Source organism: Streptomyces luteolifulvus, from assembly GCF_008806595.1.
Taxonomy (GTDB): Bacteria; Actinomycetota; Actinomycetes; order Streptomycetales; family Streptomycetaceae; genus Streptomyces; species Streptomyces luteolifulvus.
Genome location: NZ_VZRB01000013.1, coordinates 18,265 through 36,124 on the forward strand (window position 1 = coordinate 18,265; position 17,860 = coordinate 36,124).

Below are 17,860 nucleotides of genomic sequence, written 5' to 3' on the forward strand. Positions count from 1 at the left end.
GAACCGAGCGTGGCAATGATTGAAGGTGACGAGTAGTGTTCATACTGTGCTGGCAGAACGACGACATCAGCTCATCCTGCGGGTCCTGCGATCGGGCGGCCCCGCCACGGTGACCGACCTCTCCGAGCAACTCGGCGTCAGCCCTGCCACCATCCGGCGTGACCTGCTCAAGCTCGAGGTGGACGGCCTGCTCACACGGGTGCACGGCGGCGCCGTCGCCGACGAGGGCGACCAGCCCTTCGCCGAGGTGGCCGAGGTGCGCGTGCCCGAGAAGGACGCCATCGCCGCGCACGCCGCCTCGCTGGTCACGGACGGTCAGACCGTGCTGCTCGACATCGGTACCACCGCCTACCGCCTGGCCCGGCAGCTGCACGGCCGCCGACTCACCGTGATCACCAGCAACCTGGTGGTGTACGAGGAACTCGCCGACGACGAGGGCATCGTGTTGGTGCTGCTGGGCGGCATGGTGCGCCGCGACCACCGCTCCCTGGTCGGCTTCCTCACCGAGGACAACCTGCGCCAGCTGCATGCCGACTGGCTGTTCCTGGGCACCAGTGGAGTGCGGCCGGGCGGGCAGGTGATGGACACGACGGTCGTCGAGGTGCCGCTCAAGCGAGCAATGATCGGGGCCGGTGACAGGATCGTCCTGCTCGCCGACTCGGCGAAGTTCCCGGGTACGGGCATGGCGACGGTGTGCGGTCCCGAGGACCTGGACGCGGTGGTGACGAACGCGCCGGTGGACACGGCGACGCTGACCTCCCTGGAGGAGGCGGGCGTCGAGGTGGTCGTGGCGGGCGCATCGGGCGATCCGGGTGCACCGGGGGAGGAGGGTGCGGCGTGAAGCTGACGATTCTGGGCGGTGGTGGCTTCCGCGTGCCGCTGGTGTATGGGGCGCTTCTGGGGGACCGCGGTGAGGGCCGGGTCACGGAAGTCGTTCTGCACGATCTGGACGCCGATCGACTGTATGCAATCGCCCGTGTGCTGAATGAACAAGCCGCCGGTGTGCCGGACGCGCCCGCGGTCGCCACAACCACCGACCTCGACGAAGCGCTGCGCGGCGCCGACTTCGTGTTCTCGGCGATCCGCGTCGGCGGTCTGGAGGGACGGGCGAACGACGAGCGCGTGGCGCTCGCGGAGGGTGTGCTCGGCCAGGAGACGGTCGGCGCGGGCGGCATCGCCTACGGTCTACGGACGGTTCCCGTCGCCGTCGACATCGCCCGGCGCATCTCCCGCCTCGCCCCCGACGCCTGGGTCATCAACTTCACCAACCCGGCGGGCCTCGTCACCGAAGCGATGTCCCGGCATCTCGGCGACCGCGTCATCGGCATCTGCGACTCGCCGGTCGGTCTCGGCCGACGTATCGCCCGGACGCTCGGCGTGCACCCGAAGGACGCGTGGATCGACTACGTCGGCCTCAACCACCTCGGCTGGGTCCGGGGGTTGCGCGTGGCCGGCCGCGATGAGCTGCCGCGGCTGCTCGCCGACCCCGACCTCCTCGGCTCCTTCGAGGAGGGCAAGCTCTTCGGTGTGGAATGGCTGCAGTCCCTGGGGGCCGTCCCCAACGAGTACCTGCACTACTACTACTTCAACCGGGAAGCCGTCCGCGCCTACCAGAAGGCCGACAAGACCCGTGGTGCCTTCCTGCGCGACCAGCAGGCCCGCTTCTACGACGAGATGCAGCGCCCCGACGCCGCGGCCCTGACCGTCTGGGACCGCACCCGCGCCGAACGCGAGGCGACCTACATGGCCGAGAACCGGGAGACGGCCGGCGCCGGCGAACGCGACGCCGACGACCTCTCGGGCGGCTACGAGAAGGTGGCCCTCGCCCTGATGCGGGCCATCGCCCGCGACGAACGGACCACCCTGATCCTCAATGTGCGCAACCAGGGCACCCTGTCGGTGCTCGATACGGACGCCGTCATCGAAGTCCCGTGCCTCGTCGACGCCAACGGTGCGCATCCCTTGGCCGTGGCCCCGCTGCCCGGCCATGCGACCGGCCTCGTGTGCGCGGTGAAGGCGGTTGAGCGAGAGGTGCTGGCCGCCGCCGCGTCCGGCTCCCGTGCGACGGCCGTGAAGGCATTCGCGCTGCATCCGCTGGTCGACTCGGTCAATGTGGCCCGGCGGCTGATGGAGGGCTACACCGCGGTCCATCCCGGCCTGGCGTACCTGGCGTAAGCGCACTCCCTCCTCCCTCCTCCCTCCCCCTTCCTCCGCTCCCGAGACCCCGCATGCATAGGAAGAATTAAGAAGCGGGTAAGAGGCCTGGTCACGGGCGGAATGAGGCGTTCCGTGACTAGAGCCGTTTCCCTGCGCGACACCTGGCGTTCGCCCGCTGCCCCTGAGATGCGGCCGAAGGGCGCGAGAGAGAGGTGTCACGATGAGGGATCCGCGCATATCCGCGATCGGCAGGGGGCTGAAGCGCCGCGGGAGGCTGATGAGGGAGGCGGTGAGCCCGCCGCGCCGCACGCTGAACGCCGTGCCGTCTCCCCGAGCGCCGCCAGAACCCCGATCCGGCGGAGATCCGCGCCGAAGTCCTGGGCTACGCCGAGAAGCTGGAGGAGGCCCGGACGGGTCTCGACCCGCACGTCGTCCTGTACGAGGAGCTCACCGCCGACCCCGAGGGCACGACCCGTGCCCTGTGCGCCTACCTCGATGTGCCGTGGGAGCCCGCCATGCTGGAGTACGGCAACCGTGACCACGGTGTCTTCCGGCCGCAGCTGGGCGACTGGTCCGGCACCATCAAGTCGGGCCGTATCCAGCCCGCGCGCCCCGCCGATCCGTCCGTCGAACTGCCGCCGCGCCTCGGCGAGATCGCCCGCGCCTGGGGTTACTCCGTGGGGTGAGGGCACGAACGAGCGGGCGGCCGCTCCCCGTGACAGCGGCCGCCCGACCCGATCCCCCGATCCCCCGTTGTTCCCCCGTCCCCCGTCGACTCCCCCGTGGGCCCCTTCCCCCGCTTCCCCGTGGGCCCTGTGCTGTCGTTCACTCATCAGGACCCCGCCCCCCGCCCCCTGATACACCCCGTGCAGAAAAAAATCCCCCCGGCTTTGGGCCGGGGGGACGTCGTGCGGGCGATCAGCCGGTGAAACCGGCCGTGATCGAGGTGAACTGCCAGGTGCTCTGGCTGATGCCGGAGCAGTTGCTCACCACGCCGCCGCCCGGACATGGCCGGTCACGGTTGACCGACCAGAAGGCCAGCCGCGCGATGTGGTGGGAGTTCGCCCAGTCGCGGATCTGGGTCCAGATCTGCGGCGAGGTGAGCTCCTGCTGGTCGCTCAGGCCGTTCATGCCGGAGATGCCGATGTGGGCGTAGGCCGTCGCGTCGTCCCAGCCGAAGGTCGACTTCAGCTTGGTCTTCAGGCCCTCCGTCGCGTTCACGGTGTTGCCGTACATGTCTGAGCCGCCGCCGAAGTCGAACGGCATGATCGTGAAGACGTCGATGCCCGCGTTCAATGCCTTGGCCTGCTCGATGAGACGGTTGCCCCAGTACGTCGGGCCGGTCGTCGAGGTGCCGAAGGTCAGGACCGTACGCAGTCCCGGGTTGTTCGCCTTGACGATCTTCAGCGCGTTGAGGATCCGGTCCTGGACCGTTGCGTTCTCGAACTCGTCCGTGTTCTCGATGTCGACGTCGATCGCCTTGAGGCCGTACGCGTCGATCACCTTCTGGTAGGCACCCGCCAGCGCCTCGGCACTCGAACAGTTGGGGCCGAGCTTGTTGCCGCTCCACCCGCCGATCGACGGAACGATGTCACCGCCCGCGGAGCGGATGGAGTTGATGACGGTCTGGTCGTTGCCGCCGGTCAGCGGACGCGACCCGTCCCAGGCGGGGTTGCAGCCGCCGGAGGAGAGGATGAACGCCATCGTGTACCACTTGATCCCGGTCGCACTCATCACCGAGGTCGCGCTCGGCGGATCGCCCCAGCCGAGGTACAGATAGGGCGCGGCCTGCTTGAACCCGGTGCCGCCGCCGCCCGCATCGGTCGTGACGGACACGGAGTTGGAGGCCGGCGAGGTGTTCCCGGCGGCGTCCCGTGCCCGCACGGTGAAGGTGTAGCCGGTGCTCGGCGAGAGGCCGCCGACCGTGGCGGTCGTACCCGAGACGCTCAGCACCTGGTTGGAGCCGCTGTAGACGTCGTACGCGGTGACCCCGACGTTGTCCGTCGAGGCGTTCCACGCCAGGGACACGCTGGAGGAGGTTTTGCCGGTGGAACGCAGGCTGCCGGGAGCCGTCGGCGCCTGCGTGTCCGAGCCGCCCCCGCCCGGCCCGTCGAGGCTGATGTCGTCGGCGTGGTAGGTGCCTTGCGCGTACCAGCCGTGGACAAAGACGGTGGCACTGGTCTGCGAGCCGCCCGTGGTGAAGGAAACGCTCAGCTGGCTGTACGCCGACGGGGACGTCGTCCAGGTGGAGGAGCCGCCCTCCACCCCGAGGTAGACATAGCTCCCGCGGACCCAACCGCTCAGCGTGTACGCGGTGTTCGGGCGGACGGAGACGGTCTGGCTGCACTTGGCGTTGTCACTTGAACTCACCGCCCCCGCAAGGGCCTTGGAGCCGCCGTGCACGGGGGAGGAGACGACCGAGCCGAGATTGCCGGTGCAGGACCAGGGGGAGAGGCTCCCGGATTCGAAACCGGAGTTGGCAAGGACATTGGCTGCTTGGGCCGTTCCGGGCAGGGCGACGGCTCCGGCGAGCGCGAGGGCGGCGGAGCCGAGCAGGGCGAGAAGACGACGTCCGGGACGTCTGAGTGGATTGCGCACGCGATCTCCCTGAAGGTATGGGGGCGTTCGGGAGTGCAGAGAGGGGCAGTACGGTGCGCACACCAAGTTGGTATGGACCAATCGGGGTGTCAAGAGTTGACGCCTCAATTGGTCCATACCGGTGAGCAGAGGCGCCCCGAAAGGGGGGCGCGGGGAACTGCGCGGCAAGCCGCGATGAACCCGCGGCCGACCGACGACCTAGAGCGGCAGTACCTGAGCCGCCCCGACCGCAGGAACCGGCGCCTGCGAGGGGAGCGCCGGCAGCAACTGCTCCGCCTCCACCCGCTGCGGCGGAATCGACACCGCGCGCACGGGCCGCGGTCCGGCCACCACCGTGTAGTCCTGTCCCAGGAACGGCGGAACCATCTCCCCCGGATCATCGCCGAGAGCCAACCGCACAGCCGCCCAAGGCGCGTTGACGCCGCACAGGGCCAGCTGGTGCAGCCCGCCCGCCGGACGCGTGTTGACGTCCATGAGGACGGGCGTGTCGCCGAACATCCGGAACTGGATGTTGGACAGGTAGTGCAGTCCGAAGCCCTCCGCGATCCGGCGGGCCGGCTCCAGCCACTGCTCGCCCAGCGTGAACCCGCGCCGGCGTCCGTTCTTCGTGCGGCCCACGGCAAGGCGCACCCGGTTGTCGGGGCCGGTGAGGCAGTCCACCGACACCTCCGGCTGCTCCAGGCGCGGCATCACCAGCCAGTCCACCGGCTCCGCCGCCTGCTTCAGCGCCTCCACGACCAGGTCCAGCGGCACATACGGGCTCGGGAACCCGTTGAGGTGAACCATCGAGAAGGGGGCGCGGGTGATGACACGGAAGCCCACCCCGCCCGCACCGGACGCCGGCTTGAAGCACGCCTTGTGGCCGCCCGCCTCCAACTCCTCGACCGCCGCGACGAGTTCGTCCGTCGTGCGCACCCGGAACCACGGCGGCACCGGCACACCGATCGCCTGCACGGCCTCGTACGCGATCACCTTGTCGTGAAAGACGGCCACCGCCTCCGGAGGCGGCGCGAGCAGAGCCGTACCGACCGCCTCGAACTCGGCGCGGTGCGCCACGATCGCCGTCTGGTGCAGCCGGGGCACGAACACGTCGACGGCGCGCCGTGCGCACTGGTCCAGCGCGTACTCCACGTACGCGGCCGGGGACAGGCCCTCCGGCTCCAGATCGGCGGTGTCGGCGGCTGCCAGCACGGGGGAGTCGGCGTCGCCGTGCGTGGCATGGATCTCGACGGCCCGGTCGCCGGGATTTCTCCGCAGCTGATCCATGAAGAACACGTTCTCCGCGTACGTGCGGTTGAGCCAGACGCGTACGCGAGAGACCATGCAGGGCCGTCCTTTCGGGGTTCGCGGGCAGGGCGAAGCAGGCCGTGCCCGGCCAGGGGTGGTGGGAGGGACGCCGAACCGCCCTTGCGAAGGGAATGCGTGGCGGTGGTGTTGGGGGGATCATACGGCTTCGCGAGGGTCCGGCGTGCAACGCGCGTGTTACGGATTTCCCGATCATGGTGTGCCGTTTCGGGCGTGGGGCGTCGGGCGTACGCAGTCTCGGGCGTGGGATGTCCGCCGGCTTCGCGCCGGGGTCGTCGCCCGTTCTTGGGCCGGGCCGCGCCACGCGTTCCATGTGGCGCGCTCCTGCCTTGTACAAGGAGCGCGGATGTGTTGTCGTGGTGCCATTCGTGTGCGCGGAGGGGGCGAACGTGACGTCGACGGCCGGTGGAGCCGGACAGCTGCTGGCCATCAGCGACCTGCACATCGGTTACGAGGAGAACCGCGCCCTGGTCGAGAAGATGCGCCCCGACTCGGACCACGACTGGCTGCTGGTGGCCGGCGACGTCGCCGAGAAGGTGGCCGACATCCACTGGGCCCTGGAAACCCTCGCGAGCCGCTTCAGCAAGGTCGTCTGGGCCCCCGGCAACCACGAGCTGTGGACCCATCCGAAGGACACCGTCACCCTGCGCGGCCTCGCCCGCTACGAGCACCTCGTCGCCCTGTGCCGGGAGCTCGGAGTGACGACACCGGAAGATCCGTACCCCGTCTGGGACGGCCCCGGCGGTCCCGTGGCCGTCGCACCGCTGTTCCTGCTGTACGACTACTCGTTCCTGCCTGCCGGCTGCGAGACCAAGGAGCAGGGGCTGGAGTACGCGCGCGGAACCGGCATCGTCTGCAACGACGAGTACCTGCTGCACCCCGACCCCTATCCGAGCCGCGAGGACTGGTGCCGGGCCCGCGTCGAGGAGACCGAGCGCAGGCTCGCCGAGCTCCCCGGCGACCTGCCCACGGTCCTCGTCAACCACTACCCGCTGGACCGGCACCCGACGGACGTCCTGTGGTACCCCGAGTTCGCCATGTGGTGCGGCACCCGCCTCACCGCGGACTGGCACCGCAGGTTCCGCGTCGAGACCATGGTGTACGGCCACCTCCACATCCCGCGGACCACCTGGCACGAGGGCGTCCGCTTCGAGGAGGTGTCGGTGGGGTACCCCCGGGAGTGGCGCAAACGGTCGCAGCCGCCGGGGCGGCTGCGGCGCATCCTGCCGAGGGAGGACCGGGAGGACCGGGAGATCAGGGAGGACAAGGAGAAAAAGGAGGACGGGAAGGACAGGAAGGACGGGGACGCGTGATCGAGGAACTGCTGCCGGGCTCGGTGGTGACCGTGGAGGCCCACGGCGACGAGGCGGTCGGCGACGCGCACCTGTACCCCGAGGAGGCGGCCGTCGTGGCGCAGGCGGTGCCCAAGCGCCGCCGCGAGTTCGCCGCCGTACGCTCCTGCGCACGGCGCGCGATGGAGAAACTGGGCGTGCCGCCGCAGCCCCTCGTGCCCGGCGAACGCGGCGCCCCGCGCTGGCCGGCCGGTGTCGCCGGCAGCATGACGCACTGCGAGGGCTACTGCGCCGCCGCGCTCGTCCGCGCCACCGACCTGGCCTCCCTCGGCATCGACGCCGAACCGCACCAGGCGCTGCCGGACGGGGTGCTGGCCGCCGTGTCCCTGCCCGACGAGCGGGACCGGCTGCGCCTGCTCGCCCACCAGCACCCCCACATCCACTGGGAACGGCTCCTGTTCAGCGCCAAGGAGTCCGTCTACAAGGCGTGGTTCCCCCTCACCGGCCTGTGGCTGGAGTTCACGGAGGCCGACATCGAGGTCGGCGTGGAGCCCGGCGAGCGACCTGGCGGCCGCTTCCACGCCGAGCTCCTCGTCCCGGGGCCCGTGGTGGGCGGGCGGCGGATCGGCTCCTTCGAAGGCCGGTGGACGGTACGACAGGGCCTGGTGGCCACAGCCGTGACGGTGCCGCACGGCTGACCGGCGGCCGTGGCCGGCCCCGCTCACGTCAGTCCTCGGAACACCAGTCCTTCAGCAGCCGGAAGAACGTCTCCTCGTTCCCGGCCAGTCCCGCGGCCCTCAGGGCCTGTTCCGCCTCGGCGAGCACGGCGGGCGGGACCACGGGTGGTCGGCGGTTCCCGGGCGGGCCGTCCACCACGTCGAAGGCGGCCCGCACTGTGTGCAGCAGCCGCAGACAGGCCTGGACGGCGGTGCGCTCGTGGTCGGTGAGTACGGCGGTGTGCATGGGGTCTCCCCGTGTCGGCGTCATTCCGACTCCAGCTTGCCGTGGGGTACTGACAGTGTTGATGGCTCGGTCGCCTGCGGGGCGCCTCAGCCGGTGTCGAGAGCGCGATCGTGCTCAGCCCTTCGGGCCTCCGCGCGTTCGCGCTCTCGACTCCGGCGCGCCCCTTCGGCTCCCTCGCGGCCGGCGCGTGGGGGTGGTGGGCGTTGGTGGGCTCGCGACCTGGGCTGGTGTGGACGGGGGTGCTGCTGTCAGTTCTGGGGGCCTGCGGGCGTTCGTGCTCTCGACTCCGGCGCGCCCCTTCGGCTCCCTCGCGGCCGGCGCGTGGGGACAGTGGGCGTTGGTGGGCCCGCAACCTGGGCTGGTGGCCCGTCTGGGCGGTGTGGACAGGGGTGCTGCTGTCAGCCCTGGGGGCCTACGTAGCCCAGGGATGCCTCGATGCGGCCTGCCAGGTGGTCGCGTTGTACCGGGGCCCTCAGCGATGAACCGGCCAGCCAGGTGCGGCACTTGCTGGCCAGGAGCAGGCCGAAGCTCTCGGCCTCCCTCTCGTCGGCCAGGTCGAAACGGGTGCGGGCGGCGACCTTCAGCACCGTCGCCTGGAGGTCCGCCTCGTCGTGCAGTAAACGGGCCGCGACCGCCGCGCCCTCGACGTGGTGGCTGCAGTGCCCGGCCTTCATGTGCCACAGCTCATGGCCGAGGATCACCAACTGGTGGTCGGGGGCGGTACGTTCCTCGATGACCACGAGGTCCTGCTCCGCCATGTCGAGCCACAGACCGCTGGCGGTCCCGGGCGGGAAGGCGGCCGTACGGAAGTGGACGGGGCGGCCCCGGCGTCTGCTCATCGCGGTGCACAGCGCTCCGTACAGGGCCGCGGGCGGCGCCGGTGCGGGCAGGGTCAGCTCCGAGACCAGTTCGCCGCACAGGCGGCGCATTTCCTTTCCGATGCCCACAGTCCTCCCCCGGATCACGACTCGGGCCGCTTGACGCTCTCCAAGAGCATGTCGAGCCACTCAGCGACCTTGTCTCGGTGCTGGTCGGTGGGCAGCTGGGCGGCGCGCCAGGCGATCCCGCGGACGCCGTGGTCCTGGAGCAGCCGCTCCAGTGGGTCGTCGGCGGCCTGGGCGGCCTCCCGCTCCGCGAGTTTCTGCAGAAGCTCCTGTTCCGTGCGCTGGAGGGCGCCGGCGAGCGCCTCGGGGTCCTCCGCGGTGAGGAATCCCGCGTGCACGCGGAAGAAGCGCTGGATGGCGTCGCAGTGCTCCATGGTGGGACGCCGGTCGCCGTTGATGAGCGCTCCGGCCTGCTGGCGGGACATGCCCGCGCCGTCGGCGATCTCCTGCTGGGTGTACTTGCGGCCGTTGGGCTTGAGCCGGGTGCGGCGCAGCAGGTCCAGACGCTGCAGGAAGCGGGCCTGCACATCCGGCTCGCCCGCGCGGCGGCCGCTCAGCAGCGCCTTGACGACGGGCTCGGGGACGCCGGAGCCGACGGACAGGCGGCCGGTGTGGAAGACCTCCGCGTGCGGCACGCCGAGCCGGTCGGCGAGAGCGGTGACGCGGGCCACGACCGCGGGCAGAACAGCCGACGCCGTGTTGCCCGGACCCTCGAAGCCACCCGACACCGACAGATCTCCTACGTCTCTCACAGGCTTCTCACAACACAGGGGGTTGCCGTGAACTTCCCGGAGAGTAGCGGGTTGTTCGAACTCACATCCAGGTCTCGCCACAACTGTGGCCAATTTCAGCCGTCAACGGGCATGAAATGCCACGATAGTTGACACGTCATATGTCGTGGCAGCAGGATCAAGGCGCCGCGTGAAGGCCGCATAGGCAAGAGGGGTGACCTCCCGATGGCGTATCAGGCAGGAGGGCAGCGGTCCGCGCCGCGGCCTGTCCCCGAGAGTCTTGAGGCCCAGGCGTATCTGCAGGACTACGCCACCCTCCTGGCGGCTGTCCCCTTTCCGTCCGTGGTGCTGGACCATGGCTGGGACGTGGTGCTGACCAACACCGCTTTCCAGTCACTTTTCCGCGGTGTCGGCCCGCATCCGACGGCCATGCCCGGCGAGAACTTCCTCAGGTTCGTCCTGTTCCACCCCGAGGCGAGTTCCGTCCTCGGCGAGCACGAGTCGCGCTGGTGCCTGCCGATGCTCGCCCACTTCGCGGCGGCCCTGGAGCGGAACGGTCATGACCCCGGGCTCCAGTCGATCCGCCGGGACATCGCCCAGGACCCGATCATGGAGGCCGCCTACCGGCAGGGGTTGCCGCACTGGATCCGTGCGGTCGGGGAGCGAGCTGTGGAGCATGACGGCGCGGTCCGTCCGTTGCTGCATCCCGATCCGCGCTGGGGTGCCACCGACTGCCGTGTCGTCGACGAGACCCCTCCGACGTTGCGGGACATGGGCTGCACCCGGCTGACGCTGGTGCTGCGCTCGGCCCGCCGGCCGTCGCCCACTGTGCGCCGTGCCCGCAAGACCGGGCACCTGAGCGTCGTACCGCCGCCGGAGGCGTGACAGGCCCCACCGCTCCGGCACCGTCGGCGTTCAGGTCGCCGACGGCGCCGGAGCGTTCCCGCACGGCCGGCGGGGGTGTGACCCCCGGCCCGGAGCGGGACTGCGGGGGACGTGCGCGATTCCCGGTCGATCGAGTGTGATTCCCGGTCGAGTGTGATTCCCGGTCGACCTCAACTCGGCGTTCGGCACCGTGCTTCTGGATCTTCAACAACATGACCCGGCCCCAGCAGGGGCGGCGGGCGTGTCCCCCGGGCTGCTCGCGCACCATTTCCCGAGGCTGCGGTATGTGACATAGTACTGGTGTGAGTCAGCGACTGACCTGCGATGTCGTGGTCGTCGGGGCCGGTATGGTCGGGGCCGCCTGTGCCCTGTACGCGGCCCGTGCGGGCCTGGACGTCGTCCTGGTGGACCGCGGCCCGGTGGCCGGCGGCACGACCGGTGCGGGCGAGGGCAACCTCCTCGTGTCCGACAAGGAACCGGGCCCGGAGCTGGACCTCGCGCTGCTCTCGCTCCGCCTGTGGGGCGAGCTCGCGGGGGAGTTCGGGACGGCCGTCGAGTACGAGGCCAAGGGCGGCGTGGTGGTGGCCACTTCGCCCGCATCCCTCGCCGCGCTCGGGCGGTTCGCCGCCGGACAGCGCGCCGCCGGAGTCGTCGCCGAACCCGTAGAGGGCGACGCCCTCTACGGCCTCGAACCCCACCTCGCCCACGGTCTGCCGGGCGCCGTGCACTACCCGCAGGACTGCCAGGTCATGCCGGCCCTGGCCGCCGCCCATGCCGTACGGGCCTCGGGCGCCCGCCTGCTCACCGGCCGGACCGTGACGGACGTACTGCGCACTCCGGGCGGGGCCGTACGCGGAGTCCGTAGCGACCACGGCGACCTCCACGCGCCGGCGGTCGTCAACGCGGCCGGCACCTGGGGCGCGGAGCTCGCCTCCCTCGCGGGCACCACCCTGCCCGTCCTCCCGCGGCGCGGCTTCGTCCTGGTGACCGAACCGCTGCCGCGCAGGGTCCGCCACAAGGTGTATGCCGCCGACTATGTCGCCGATGTGGCCAGCGACTCGGCCGCACTGCAGGCCTCGCCGGTCGTGGAGGGCACCGCCGCCGGGCCGGTCCTGATCGGCGCGAGCCGGGAACGGGTCGGCTTCGACCGGTCGTTCTCGCTGCCCGCCGTACGGGCTCTCGCGGCGGGCGCGACACGGCTGTTCCCCTTCCTGTCGGACGTCCGCGCCGTCCGCGCCTACCTCGGCTTCCGTCCGTACCTGCCCGACCATCTGCCCGCCATCGGCCCCGACCCCCGGGCACCGGGGCTGTACCACGCCTGCGGGCACGAGGGCGCCGGCATCGGACTCGCCACCGGAACGGGGCATCTGATCGCACAGGCACTCACCGCGAGGACCCCCGACCTCGACCTGACACCGTTCCGGCCCGACCGGTTCACCGAGGAGGCGGCGTGACAACAACTCCGCACGAGCTGGCCGGAGCCCGGCCCGGGCCCGCGTTCACCGTCACTCTCGACGGCCGCGAGATCGAGGCGCTGCCCGGACAGACCGTCGCCGCCGCGCTGTGGGCCGCGGGCGTCACGGCCTGGCGCACCACCCGGGGCGAGGGCCGCCCGCGCGGGATCTTCTGCGGCATCGGCGTCTGCTTCGACTGCCTGGTGACCGTCAACGACCGCCCCAACCAACGGGCTTGCCTGGTGCCGCTGCGTCCCGGGGACGCGATCCGTACGCAGGAGGGGGCGGGCCACGATGACTGAGCGACCGCACCTCGCAGTGATCGGTGCGGGACCGGCGGGCCTCGCCGCCACCGTGGCCGCCGCCGCGCACGGTCTCAGGGTCACGCTGCTCGACTCGGCCGCGCAGGCGGGCGGGCAGTTCTACCGGCAGCCGGCCGACGGGCTGCGCGCCCGGCGCCCCCAGGCCCTGCACCACCAGTGGCGGACCTGGGAACGACTGCGGGACGCACTGGACGCTCATGTGAAGGCCGGGCACGTGAGGCATTTGACGGACCATCACGTCTGGTGCGTCGAACGCGGGGCCGACGGCTTCACCGTGCATGCGCTGCTCGGCCCCGAGCAGGAGGAACCGGTGTCCGTGCCCGCCGACGCCGTGCTCCTCGCGACCGGTGGGTACGAGAAGGTGCTGCCCTTCCCCGGCTGGACGCTCCCCGGTGTCCTCACCGCGGGCGGTGCCCAGGCCATGCTCAAGGGCACCCTCGCGGTGTCCGGGCGTACCGCCGTGGTCGCCGGGACCGGGCCGCTGCTGCTGCCCGTGGCGGCCGGGCTCGCCGCGGCCGGGGTGAAGGTGGCCGCGCTCGTCGAGTCCGCCGGCCCCCGGGCGTTCCTGCGGCGGACCGGTGCGCTGGCGGCACAGCCGGGCAAGCTCGCCGAAGGGGCCGGATACGCGGCCCGGCTGGCCCGGCACCGGGTGCGTCTCCTCGGTCGTCACACGGTCGTCGAGGCGCACGGGGCCGAGCGGGGCGGGAGCGAGCCGCAGGGGCGCTCCGGAGGGGAGGGCCCGAGCACGCGGAGGCCCGAAGGGCCGGGCACGGCCCGGCTCTCGACACCGGCTGTGCCGGGCACGGCCGGGCTCTCGACACCGGCTGCGGCGCCCGGGAGGCGCACGACCCACATGCTGGCGGCGGTGACGGTCGCCGCGCTCGACGCCGAGCGACGGGTCCGGCCCGGGACGCAGCGCCGTATCCCCTGCGACACGCTCGCCGTCGGCCACGGCATGCTTGCGCACACCGACCTCGCCGAGAGCCTCGGCTGCCGCCTCGAGGGGACCGGCGTCCGCGTCGACGACGAGCAGCGCACCGACGTGCCCGGCGTCTGGGCGGCGGGGGAGACCACCGGCATCGGCGGCGCGGCCCTCGCGCTGGCCGAGGGCCATATCGCCGGGCGGTCCGTCGCGGCCCGCCTCCACGGCCACGCACCCGACCCGCGCACCTGGGCCGCGGCCGCCAAGACCCGTACCCGGCTGCGGGCGTTCTCCGCCGCGCTCGATGCCGTGTACGCGCCGCCCGCGCACTGGGCCGAGCAGATCACCGACGACACCGTCGTGTGCCGCTGCGAGGAGGTCACCGCCGGTGCGGTCCGCGAGGCTGTCGGGGAACTCGGCGCCGGCGATCTGCGCACCGTGAAGCTGCTCACCCGGGCCGGCATGGGCTGGTGCCAGGGCCGAGTGTGCGCGCCCGCGGTCGCCGGGCTCGCCGGCTGTGAACTCACCCCGTCCCGGCGGCCGTTCGCGCGACCCGTGCCGCTCGGGGTCCTGGCACACCAGCACACCCACCCCACCGGGAGAGGATCCTCATGACCGACCACCGCCCCTGGCGCGGCGTCCTCGTCGCCACCGCGCTGCCGCTCGACGACGACCTCCGCGTGAACTACGGCAAGTACGCCGAGCACTGCGCCTGGCTCGTCGACAACGGCTGCGACGGCGTCGTCCCCAACGGCTCCCTCGGCGAGTACCAGGTGCTCACCCCCGAGGAACGGTCGAAGGTCGTGGAGACGGCCGTGGCCGCCGTCGGGGGCGCACGGGTGATGCCCGGCGTGGCCGCCTACGGCTCCGCAGAGGCCCGCCGCTGGGCCGAGCAGGCACGCGACGCGGGCTGCGCGTCCGTCATGCTGCTGCCGCCCAACGCCTACCGTGCCGACGAGCGTTCGGTGCTCGCCCACTACGCGGAGGTCGCGAAAGCCGGCCTGCCGGTCGTGGCGTACAACAACCCGATCGACACCAGGGTCGACCTCGTCCCCGAACTCCTCGCCCAGCTGCACGGCGAGGGGTACGTCCACGCCGTCAAGGAGTTCTCCGGGGACGTCCGCCGGGCCTACCGGATCGCAGAGCTCGCCCCGGAACTGGACCTGTTGGTCGGCGCCGACGATGTGCTGCTGGAGCTGGCGATCGCGGGCGCCAAGGGGTGGGTCGCCGGCTATCCGAACGCCCTGCCCGCCGCGAGTGCCGAGCTGTACCGCGCGGCCGTCGACGGCGACCTGGCCGCCGCGCGCCACCTCTACCGGCAGCTGCACCCCCTGCTGCGGTGGGACTCCCGGGTCGAGTTCGTGCAGGCGATCAAGCTGTCCATGGATGTCGTCGGACGGCACGGCGGGCCGGTCCGGCCACCCCGGACGCCGCTGCTGCCCGAGCAGGAGGCCGCCGTCCGTGCCGCCACCGAGAAGGCCGTTGCCGCGGGCCTCGCGTAAGGAGACCGGACCATGCGCAGCAAGCTCGTCCTGCACGCCGTCGACTCGCACACCGAGGGCATGCCCACCCGCGTCATCACCGGCGGGATCGGCACCGTCCCCGGCGCGACGATGAACGAACGACGGCTCCACTTCCGTGAACACCGCGACGACATCAAGCAGTTGCTGATGAACGAGCCGCGCGGGCACTCCGCGATGAGCGGCGCGATCCTCCAGCCGCCGACCCGGCCCGACTGCGACTGGGGCGTGGTGTACATCGAGGTGTCCGGCTATCTGCCCATGTGCGGGCACGGCACCATCGGCGTGGCCACCGTGCTGGTGGAGACCGGCATGGTCGAGGCCGTCGAACCGGTCACCACCATCCGCCTCGACACCCCTGCCGGACTCGTCGTCGCGGAGGTGTCGGTGGAGGACGGCGCGGCGAAGGCGGTGACGCTGCGGAACGTGCCGTCGTTCGCGGTCGCGCTCGACCGCAAGGTGACGTTGCCGGACGGCAGGACGGTGACGTACGACCTCGCGTACGGCGGCAACTTCTACGCCATCCTGCCGCTGGAGCAGTTCGGCCTGCCCTTCGACCGCTCTCGCAGGGACGACATCCTGAAGGCGGGGCTGGCGCTGATGGACGCCATCAACGCCGAGGAGGAGCCGGTCCACCCGGAGGACCCGTCCATCCGCGGCTGCCACCACGTCCACCTGTACGCGCCCGGTGCCACCGCCCGCCACTCCCGGCACGCGATGGCGATCCACCCCGGCTGGTTCGACCGCTCGCCCTGCGGCACCGGGACGAGCGCGCGCATGGCCCAGCTGTATGCGCGAGGCGAACTCCCGCTGCACACCGAGTTCGTCAACGAGTCCTTCATCGGCACCCGCTTCACCGGACGGCTGCTCGGGACCACCGAGGTGGCGGACCGTCCAGCGGTCCTGCCCAGTTTCACGGGCCGCGCCTGGATCACCGGCACTGCGCAGTATCTGCTGGATCCCGAGGACCCCTTCCCGGCCGGGTTCGTGCTGTAGAGGCGAGGCGCTCGCAGGGGGCGTCGATAATGTCCGTGACCACCCGAGGAGGACGACCGACATGGTGCCGCAGCACACTCCCGCCCTGCCCACGCTGGGCGGCCGGAAGCCCAGTTACCGGGAGCGGGTCGCCGACGCGCTGCGGGCCGCGCTGATCGCCGGGGAGCTGCGCCCCGGCGAGGTGTACTCGGCGCCCGGGCTCGCCGCACGCTTCGGCGTCTCGGCGACACCGGTGCGCGAGGCGATGCTCGACCTCGCCAAGGAAGGGCTGGTGGACACGGTCCCCAACAAGGGATTCCGGGTCACCGTCGTCTCCGAGCGGGAGCTCGACGAATACACGCACATCCGCTCGCTGATCGAGATCCCGACAACGGCCTCACTCGCCACCACCGCGGACCCGGCCGACCTGGAGGCGCTGCGCCCGGTGGCCGAGGAGATCGTCAGCTCCGCCGCGTCCGGTGACCTGATCGCCTACATCGAGGCCGACCTGCGCTTCCACCTCGGGCTCTTGTCCCTTGCCGGCAACGGCCACCTCGTGGAGGTCGTACGGGACCTGCGGCGCCGTTCGCGACTGTACGGGCTGACGGCACTGGTGGAGGCGGGACGCCTGGAGGCGTCCGCCGAGGAGCACCTCGACCTCCTCGACGCGCTGACCGCCCGCGACACGGAGCGGACGCGCGAGGTGATGACACGGCATCTGGGGCATGTGCGGGGGATGTGGGCCGCCCGCTGACGCGAGGAGTCGACGAGGCCACGAGTCGGCCGGCCGTCCCACCCCGTGGTCCGGCCACGGCATGGATGTGCCCGTGTGTTCCGGCGGCGCGCGGTCACCAACTACGACGCGCCGCCGGCTCGTGCCTCAGTCGCCGTCGTCGTCGGTGGCTTCGTCGTCGGTGGCTTCGTCGTAGTCGTCGGCTTCGAAGTCCTCGCTGCTGACGTAGTCCACGAACCACTCCTCGGTGCCGTCCTCGGCCTCGTCGTCGATGTCGTCGAGGAAGCCGGGTTCGTCCTCGCGGAACCAGTGACGGATCATGCCCCGCGCTCGGTACAGCGGGGTCAGCCGGCCCTCGGACAGAACCTGCAGGCTCGCGGCGGCACCTCCGGTCCACTGCAGACCACCGGTGGCGGTGAGCAGGTCGAGGCCGGTGGCGGCGGGATCGGCCGCGGCGCGCAGGGCGATGCGGCCGTTGCGTCGGCTGCACATGATGGCGGTGGTCCGTTCGGCGTGCGTGACCTCGGTGACCACGACATGGTCACGCGGCCACTTCTTGTCGGCGTGCAGTTCCTTCATGCGCTTCTCGACCAGGTCGATGTTCCTGATCTCCTCGGTACGGCAGCCGGCTGCGTGGAAGAGCACCGAGTTCGCCCTGCCGAATTCCAGGACCATCGAGCCGTCGGCGGTGACCAGTGCTGCCCCCGCACCTATCCCGGTGTTGAGGTGGATCTGCACGCTGCCCTTCGAATCACCGTGGAAGACCGTGATGTTCTTCTTCGACGGCCTGTTCTCGATGTCGATGCCGAAGAGGGTCTTCAGCGTGCCCTTGCGCTCGAAGTGCCCCTTGCGGAAGACACCCACATCGCCGAGTCGCCGGTCGGCGGACGGCGGCCACGCCGGTTCCATGCCGACATCGGCCCGGACCTTCCTGATGTACTGCCTGTGGCGGTCGTTCGGCACCCCGTCCTCCGTTGTGTCTCTCCTCAAGCGGTCGATGTCGTAGCGTAAGGCGTTTGACGCGCAATCAATATGTCTTGCTTACAAGAGAGTTGGAACCGAGCAGAGAAGGACACATTGCGACATGATGCGATCCGCGGTGCTCGCCGTCCGCCAGT

18 protein-coding genes and 1 pseudogene are annotated in these 17,860 nt (G+C 71.3%); 13 read left to right on the forward strand and 6 right to left on the reverse strand.

Going from position 1 to position 17,860, the window contains the following annotated elements:
- Window positions 1-46 precede the first annotated feature (46 nt).
- The 4 genes and pseudogenes from F7R91_RS19905 (at window position 47) to F7R91_RS42800 (ending at window position 2,843) form a co-directional block, all read left to right on the forward strand.
- Window positions 47-841 (forward strand): DeoR/GlpR family DNA-binding transcription regulator, encoded by a 795-nt coding sequence (locus F7R91_RS19905; protein WP_150950420.1) that lies wholly within the window; start codon window positions 47-49, stop codon window positions 839-841.
- Window positions 838-2,175 carry a 6-phospho-beta-glucosidase gene (locus F7R91_RS19910; RefSeq protein WP_150950421.1) on the forward strand — a complete coding sequence of 446 codons (1,338 nt, stop codon included), beginning with the start codon at window positions 838-840 and terminating at the stop codon, window positions 2,173-2,175. The genes F7R91_RS19905 and F7R91_RS19910 overlap by 4 nt, the downstream gene beginning before the upstream one ends.
- 416 nt (window positions 2,176-2,591) lie before the next feature.
- Window positions 2,592-2,657 (forward strand): annotated as a pseudogene (locus F7R91_RS44265) (hypothetical protein); the annotation flags it as partial.
- Between the two features lie 15 nt (window positions 2,658-2,672).
- Window positions 2,673-2,843 carry a hypothetical protein gene (locus F7R91_RS42800; protein ID WP_225320702.1) on the forward strand — a complete coding sequence of 57 codons (171 nt, stop codon included), beginning with the start codon at window positions 2,673-2,675 and terminating at the stop codon, window positions 2,841-2,843.
- 232 nt (window positions 2,844-3,075) lie between these two features.
- On the opposite strand, the gene F7R91_RS19920 is transcribed toward F7R91_RS42800, so the two are convergent.
- Together F7R91_RS19920 and F7R91_RS19925 are read right to left on the reverse strand one after the other, a co-directional pair.
- Window positions 3,076-4,755 carry a carbohydrate binding domain-containing protein gene (locus F7R91_RS19920; protein WP_150950422.1) on the reverse strand — a complete coding sequence of 560 codons (1,680 nt, stop codon included), beginning with the start codon at window positions 4,753-4,755 and terminating at the stop codon, window positions 3,076-3,078.
- Between the two features lie 198 nt (window positions 4,756-4,953).
- A complete protein-coding gene (locus F7R91_RS19925; protein WP_150950423.1) occupies window positions 4,954-6,078 on the reverse strand; it encodes an ATP-grasp domain-containing protein in 1,125 nt (374 codons plus the stop codon).
- A gap of 371 nt (window positions 6,079-6,449) precedes the next feature.
- Between F7R91_RS19925 and F7R91_RS19930 the strand changes: the two genes are divergently transcribed.
- Both F7R91_RS19930 and F7R91_RS19935 read left to right on the forward strand, forming a co-directional pair.
- Window positions 6,450-7,373 carry a metallophosphoesterase family protein gene (locus tag F7R91_RS19930; protein ID WP_225320703.1) on the forward strand — a complete coding sequence of 308 codons (924 nt, stop codon included), beginning with the start codon at window positions 6,450-6,452 and terminating at the stop codon, window positions 7,371-7,373.
- A complete protein-coding gene (locus F7R91_RS19935; RefSeq protein ID WP_150950424.1) occupies window positions 7,370-8,050 on the forward strand; it encodes a 4'-phosphopantetheinyl transferase family protein in 681 nt (226 codons plus the stop codon). Before F7R91_RS19930 ends, F7R91_RS19935 begins: the two co-directional genes overlap by 4 nt.
- Before the next feature lie 28 nt (window positions 8,051-8,078).
- On the opposite strand, the gene F7R91_RS19940 is transcribed toward F7R91_RS19935, so the two are convergent.
- The 3 genes from F7R91_RS19940 to F7R91_RS19950 all read right to left on the reverse strand — a co-directional run bounded on the left by F7R91_RS19940 (window position 8,079) and on the right by F7R91_RS19950 (window position 9,927).
- Window positions 8,079-8,315 carry a hypothetical protein gene (locus F7R91_RS19940; RefSeq protein ID WP_150950425.1) on the reverse strand — a complete coding sequence of 79 codons (237 nt, stop codon included), beginning with the start codon at window positions 8,313-8,315 and terminating at the stop codon, window positions 8,079-8,081.
- A gap of 398 nt (window positions 8,316-8,713) precedes the next feature.
- Window positions 8,714-9,244: a toxin-antitoxin system, toxin component gene (locus F7R91_RS19945; RefSeq protein ID WP_150950556.1), complete on the reverse strand. Its 531-nt coding sequence runs from the start codon at window positions 9,242-9,244 to the stop codon at window positions 8,714-8,716.
- A gap of 32 nt (window positions 9,245-9,276) precedes the next feature.
- On the reverse strand, window positions 9,277-9,927 hold the full coding sequence (locus F7R91_RS19950) for a helix-turn-helix domain-containing protein (protein ID WP_150950557.1): 651 nt from the start codon (window positions 9,925-9,927) through the stop codon (window positions 9,277-9,279).
- Between the two features lie 228 nt (window positions 9,928-10,155).
- Here F7R91_RS19950 and F7R91_RS19955 point away from each other — a divergent pair, with 228 nt between their 5' ends.
- The 7 genes from F7R91_RS19955 (at window position 10,156) to F7R91_RS19985 (ending at window position 16,763) form a co-directional block, all read left to right on the forward strand.
- Entirely contained in the window at window positions 10,156-10,815 is a 660-nt protein-coding gene (locus F7R91_RS19955) for an MmyB family transcriptional regulator (RefSeq protein WP_191971556.1), read from the forward strand.
- 302 nt (window positions 10,816-11,117) lie between these two features.
- A complete protein-coding gene (locus F7R91_RS19960) occupies window positions 11,118-12,269 on the forward strand; it encodes an NAD(P)/FAD-dependent oxidoreductase (protein WP_150950427.1) in 1,152 nt (383 codons plus the stop codon).
- The gene (locus F7R91_RS19965) at window positions 12,266-12,571 is read left to right on the forward strand and encodes a (2Fe-2S)-binding protein (protein WP_150950428.1); all 306 of its coding nucleotides are present in this window, start codon (window positions 12,266-12,268) and stop codon (window positions 12,569-12,571) included. Before F7R91_RS19960 ends, F7R91_RS19965 begins: the two co-directional genes overlap by 4 nt.
- Window positions 12,564-14,129 (forward strand): NAD(P)/FAD-dependent oxidoreductase, encoded by a 1,566-nt coding sequence (locus F7R91_RS19970; protein WP_150950429.1) that lies wholly within the window; start codon window positions 12,564-12,566, stop codon window positions 14,127-14,129. Before F7R91_RS19965 ends, F7R91_RS19970 begins: the two co-directional genes overlap by 8 nt.
- Complete coding sequence (locus F7R91_RS19975) at window positions 14,126-15,016, forward strand: dihydrodipicolinate synthase family protein (RefSeq protein ID WP_408056047.1); 891 nt, start codon at window positions 14,126-14,128, stop codon at window positions 15,014-15,016. Before F7R91_RS19970 ends, F7R91_RS19975 begins: the two co-directional genes overlap by 4 nt.
- A gap of 12 nt (window positions 15,017-15,028) precedes the next feature.
- Entirely contained in the window at window positions 15,029-16,030 is a 1,002-nt protein-coding gene (locus tag F7R91_RS19980; RefSeq protein ID WP_150950431.1) for a proline racemase family protein, read from the forward strand.
- Between the two features lie 61 nt (window positions 16,031-16,091).
- Window positions 16,092-16,763 (forward strand): GntR family transcriptional regulator, encoded by a 672-nt coding sequence (locus tag F7R91_RS19985; protein ID WP_150950432.1) that lies wholly within the window; start codon window positions 16,092-16,094, stop codon window positions 16,761-16,763.
- A 126-nt stretch (window positions 16,764-16,889) separates the two neighbouring features.
- Here the strand turns inward: F7R91_RS19985 and F7R91_RS19990 are convergent, their stop codons facing one another.
- Window positions 16,890-17,705: a hypothetical protein gene (locus tag F7R91_RS19990; protein WP_150950433.1), complete on the reverse strand. Its 816-nt coding sequence runs from the start codon at window positions 17,703-17,705 to the stop codon at window positions 16,890-16,892.
- Window positions 17,706-17,860: the final 155 nt, after the last annotated feature.